Genomic DNA, 4,500 nt, shown 5'->3' on the forward strand with positions numbered 1-4,500 from the left:
GTACAAAAGTCCTCGTCTGAGCAATCTCCCCAAATTGCTCAGGCACCTATACAAACAAATGCTTTATCCACAAAAACCCTAATCGATACGAAACCCCTGACACCCCAACCGATTCAAATTACCCTGAAGGATTTACCCCAACCCTTTGCTACTACTAGCGCCTCTCGACCTCCAAATGTGGTAGCAATACCATCCAACCCAAGCCTAAAAGTACCAGCGGGTTTCCAAGTGAACGTATTTGCTGATGGGTTAGACCGTCCCCGCTGGCTAGCACTTACTCCCAGTGGGGATATCTTGGTCACAGAAACTCGGGCAAATCGTATTCGTTTATTGCGCGACAGCAATGGTGATGGAGTTGCTGATCTCAAAAAAACCTTTGCTAGTGCCAGTAATGGGTTAAATATTCCCTTTGGCATGGCGTTTGCTGATCAATACTTCTTCTTGGGCAACACTAATGCTGTACTCCGGTTTCCCTACACAAAAGGTCAAGACCAACTCACTGGCAAAGGTCAAAAAATTGCTGACCTCCCTGGCGGTGGCTACAACCAGCATTGGACCCGCAATGTGGTAGTATCTCCCAACCTAAACAAAATCTACGTCTCTATTGGTTCACGGTCTAATGTCGATAGAGAAGCCCTACCCCGAGCATCGGTACAGGTGATGAACCTCGACGGCTCAAACCAACAGACCTTTGCCTATGGTTTACGTAATCCTGTCGGTCTCGACTTTCACCCAATTACTGGTGAACTTTACACTACTGTCAATGAACGAGATCTGATCGGAGATGACCTAGTCCCTGATTACTTCACCCGTATTCGCCAAGGGGAATTCTATGGTTGGCCCTATGCCTATTTAGCCCCCCATCTCATCGATCCCCGTCAAACCCGCAATGGTCAAAGCATCAAACCTGAACTGCTTGCCCAAACCCGAACTCCCGATGTCTTGTTCCAATCGCACTCAGCAGCACTAGGATTACAATTTTATGATGGAAAGACCTTTCCAGAAAAGTATCGTAACGGTGCCTTTGTAGCGTTTCGTGGTTCTTGGAATCGTAACCGAGGCACTGGTTACAAGGTTGTGTTTGTTCCCTTCAAAACTGATAGACGACCATTAGGCTACTATGAAGATTTTCTGACTGGTTTTCTGATCGATTCCTCAGGACCAACTACCTGGGGACGTCCAGTTGGGTTGCTGGTGCTAAAAGATGGTAGTCTGCTCGTCACAGAAGAAGCCAACAACCGCATTTACCGAATCCAATACCGGAATAGTAACTCGTGAAGTACCCTCGACTAAGCTGGAATATCTTATTGATTATAACTTGATTAGAACAAAAATTTTTTGCCTGGAAATTCATCCTCTACTAACCGCACTTAGTGTAGATTGGGGAATGTTTACCGAATCTTATTAAACCTGGCTTGGTACTAATAACTAATGACTCATAACAAGTCTTTGTAAAGATATTTAGGAAAACTTAATATCAGACAACAAACAGTAATGTGCCATGCTAAGGTGTTGTTCGGGAAACCAACCTAATCCCTTTCACGTTTATGCAATCGCCAAATTCCCTACGTCGGACAAAGATTGTCGCCACAATTGGCCCTGCGAGCAATAGCCCAGATGTTCTCAAGGCACTAATTCAAGCTGGTGCCACCACTTTACGACTTAATTTTTCCCATGGCACCCACGAAGACCATCAGCGCAATATTCGCCTGATTCGCCAGACGGCCTTTGAACTCAATCAGCCTGTGGCGATCCTGCAAGACTTGCAAGGACCGAAAATTCGCTTGGGGCGGTTTGAAAACGGTTCCATTGTTGTCAACAATGGCGATCGCTTCACCTTAACCAGCAAATCCATGGTTGGTAAACAGGAAATCAGTTCAGTTACCTACGAACCCCTAGCGGACGAAGTGCCTGCGGGAGCCACCATCCTATTAGATGATGGCAAAGTTGAGATGCGGGTCGATGAGGTAGACCGAGAGCAACGAGCCTTGCACTGTACTGTTATCGTCGGTGGACCCCTCTCAAATAACAAGGGAGTGAACTTCCCTGGTGTCTACCTATCCATCAAAGCTCTAACCGATAAAGACCGACTAGATTTAATGTTTGGTTTGGATCAAGGTGTGGATTGGGTAGCACTCTCCTTTGTTCGGAATCCTCAGGACATATTAGAAATCAAAGAACTCATTAACAGTGCTGGCAAGCAGGTACCCGTCGTTGCCAAAATTGAAAAGCATGAAGCCATTGAGCAAATGGAGGCAATTATCTCCCTGTGCGATGGGGTGATGGTTGCTCGGGGTGATTTAGGGGTAGAACTGCCAGCAGAGGATGTACCAATCTTACAAAAGCGACTGATTGCCTCAGCCAATCGACGGGGAATCCCAGTCATAACTGCCACTCAAATGTTGGACAGTATGGTTCACTCACCCCGACCAACTCGTGCAGAAGTTTCTGATGTAGCTAATGCTATCCTTGATGGTACTGATGCAGTCATGCTCTCTAACGAAACAGCTGTTGGTAAATACCCAGTAGAAGCTGTAAAGACCATGGGCACAGTTGCGGTGCGCATTGAACAAGAACAGATTATCGGTAATGCTCGTGACACCAGCCGTTCCATTCCCAATGCTATATCCCAAGCAGTTGGTCACATTGCGGAGCAGTTAGATGCAGCAGCCATCATGACTCTGACCAAAACCGGTGCTACAGCGCGGAATGTTTCTAAATTTCGACCCCAAACTCCGATATTAGCAGTAACACCTCATGTAGATGTGGCTCGACAACTCCAGCTAGTTTGGGGGGTCAGACCTTTGTTAGTCCTGGATTTACCCTCAACTGGTCAGACCTTCCAAGCCGCAATGAGTGTGGCTCAGGAAAAACAGCTTCTAACAGAAAGAGATTTGGTCGTCATGACGGCGGGGACAATCCAAGGTGTGGCTGGGTCAACAGACTTAATTAAAGTAGAAGTAGTCAAAGCAGTTTTGGGTCAGGGAGTTGGTATTGGTCAGGGATCAGTAAGTGGTGTTGCTCGGGTGGCTGGCACTGATGGTGATTTACCTAACTTCAACCACGGAGAAATCCTAGTCGCTCCTTCAACCAATGCCAAATTTGTGGAAGTTATTCGCAAGGCAGCAGGAATTATCACTGAGGAAGATAGTATAACTAGCCATGCAGCAGTGATTGGCTTACGTTTAGGTGTGCCAGTAATTGTGGGGGTGAAGAATGCGACCCAATTGATTCGGGATGGGGCAATTTTGACTCTGGACACACAGCGGGGATTAGTTTATTCTGGTACTCTTGGGGCTAGCCCCAGTGACGGGTTACTAATGACTTGAATAAATTATACCCATCACCATTGTGTATTTTGTCTTGGCTATTTCCTGGTTTTATTTGTATGCTCAAGCATCACTTAACTAGAAAATATTTTGTGGTACTATTTGGCTACTAACTTAACCTGGTAGAGTCAATATTTTTAAATTATTAATTGGTAAGATCAAGTCCGGTTAATCACTTATAAAATGGTTGAGCCTATGCCCATAAATTGAAAATTGTTAATTGTTAATTGTTAATTTTCAATTTTCAATTAACGAAAACCCCAGAATTATAAGTAGTCAACCGGACACGATATTACTCATGACCGTAACTGTCCTGGTTTAAGCTTGTAGACTGATCAAAATTTATCATCAACACATCTTGGTTTTTACATCTTTAGTGCTTCGATTTCAGTGAGTAGGGATTGAGTTTCAATATGCTTCTGTCTCAGTTTACCTGCCAAGATGTTTTTTTGATGATTTATTTGTTGTTTTTCTATAGCCAGACATTGATTTTCAGCCCTCTCCAACTCAAGTTGCCTTTCTAAGCATGCTTTATCCCATGCCAATTGTTTGTTTTGTATGAGGAGTGATTTAACTTCCGTCTTGACTTGGTTTAGCTCCACAATTATTCCTTTGGTTTTCTGTACCATCAACTCCCAGGCTTGATAATCCCACTTTGAAGTTTCTACTCCCCCATCAAGCTCTTCAAGAAAAGCCTGCTTTTCCAGCTCCAGCCGTTCAACCCTCTCTTGCAGTGAGACATTTTTCTTATGCAAGCTCCTTAAGGAGTTATTAACTACAATAAACTTATTGATTATCCCAATAATTTGCTGATGACTTTCTTTGAGTTCATATTCCAGCCACTTAATTTTATCATTAGCAAAATTTATATCTTGTTCAATGGCTTCATAGTTATTTAAAATAAAAAAAAACCAATAGATTAATAAATTTTGGATTTGATTGCTATCTTTTTGAGTCTGGTTTTTGGGTATAAAATCATAAATGGCTAATAAAAACCAGCTGAATAACAAAAAACTGATACTTGAATTCATGAGAGCTTCGGTGTAAAGTAATTACATCACTTTTAACATCAACGTGACCTAGCACGACAACCGTGTAAATACAGATTTAAGCAACTGAGCTAACTCATTACAAAACTCATATTACGAGGAATTTTACCGAAGTCGTGTAT

At 43.3% G+C, this 4,500-nt stretch carries 3 protein-coding genes; 2 read left to right on the forward strand and 1 reads right to left on the reverse strand.

Translation table 11 applies throughout. The annotated features are described in order from the left end of the window. Together F6K52_RS32790 and pyk are read left to right on the forward strand one after the other, a co-directional pair. Window positions 1-1,278 (forward strand): sorbosone dehydrogenase family protein (locus F6K52_RS32790; protein ID WP_293088739.1); only part of this gene is annotated, 1,278 nt, incomplete at its 5' end. A 269-nt stretch (window positions 1,279-1,547) separates the two neighbouring features. Then, entirely contained in the window at window positions 1,548-3,329 is a 1,782-nt protein-coding gene (gene pyk, locus F6K52_RS32795) for a pyruvate kinase (protein WP_293088741.1), read from the forward strand. Between the two features lie 365 nt (window positions 3,330-3,694). Here the strand turns inward: pyk and F6K52_RS32800 are convergent, their stop codons facing one another. Continuing rightward, window positions 3,695-4,360 (reverse strand): hypothetical protein, encoded by a 666-nt coding sequence (locus tag F6K52_RS32800; protein WP_293088743.1) that lies wholly within the window; start codon window positions 4,358-4,360, stop codon window positions 3,695-3,697. Window positions 4,361-4,500: the final 140 nt, after the last annotated feature.

This window comes from Moorena sp. SIO3H5, from assembly GCF_010692395.1.
Classification (GTDB): domain Bacteria; phylum Cyanobacteriota; class Cyanobacteriia; order Cyanobacteriales; family Coleofasciculaceae; genus Moorena.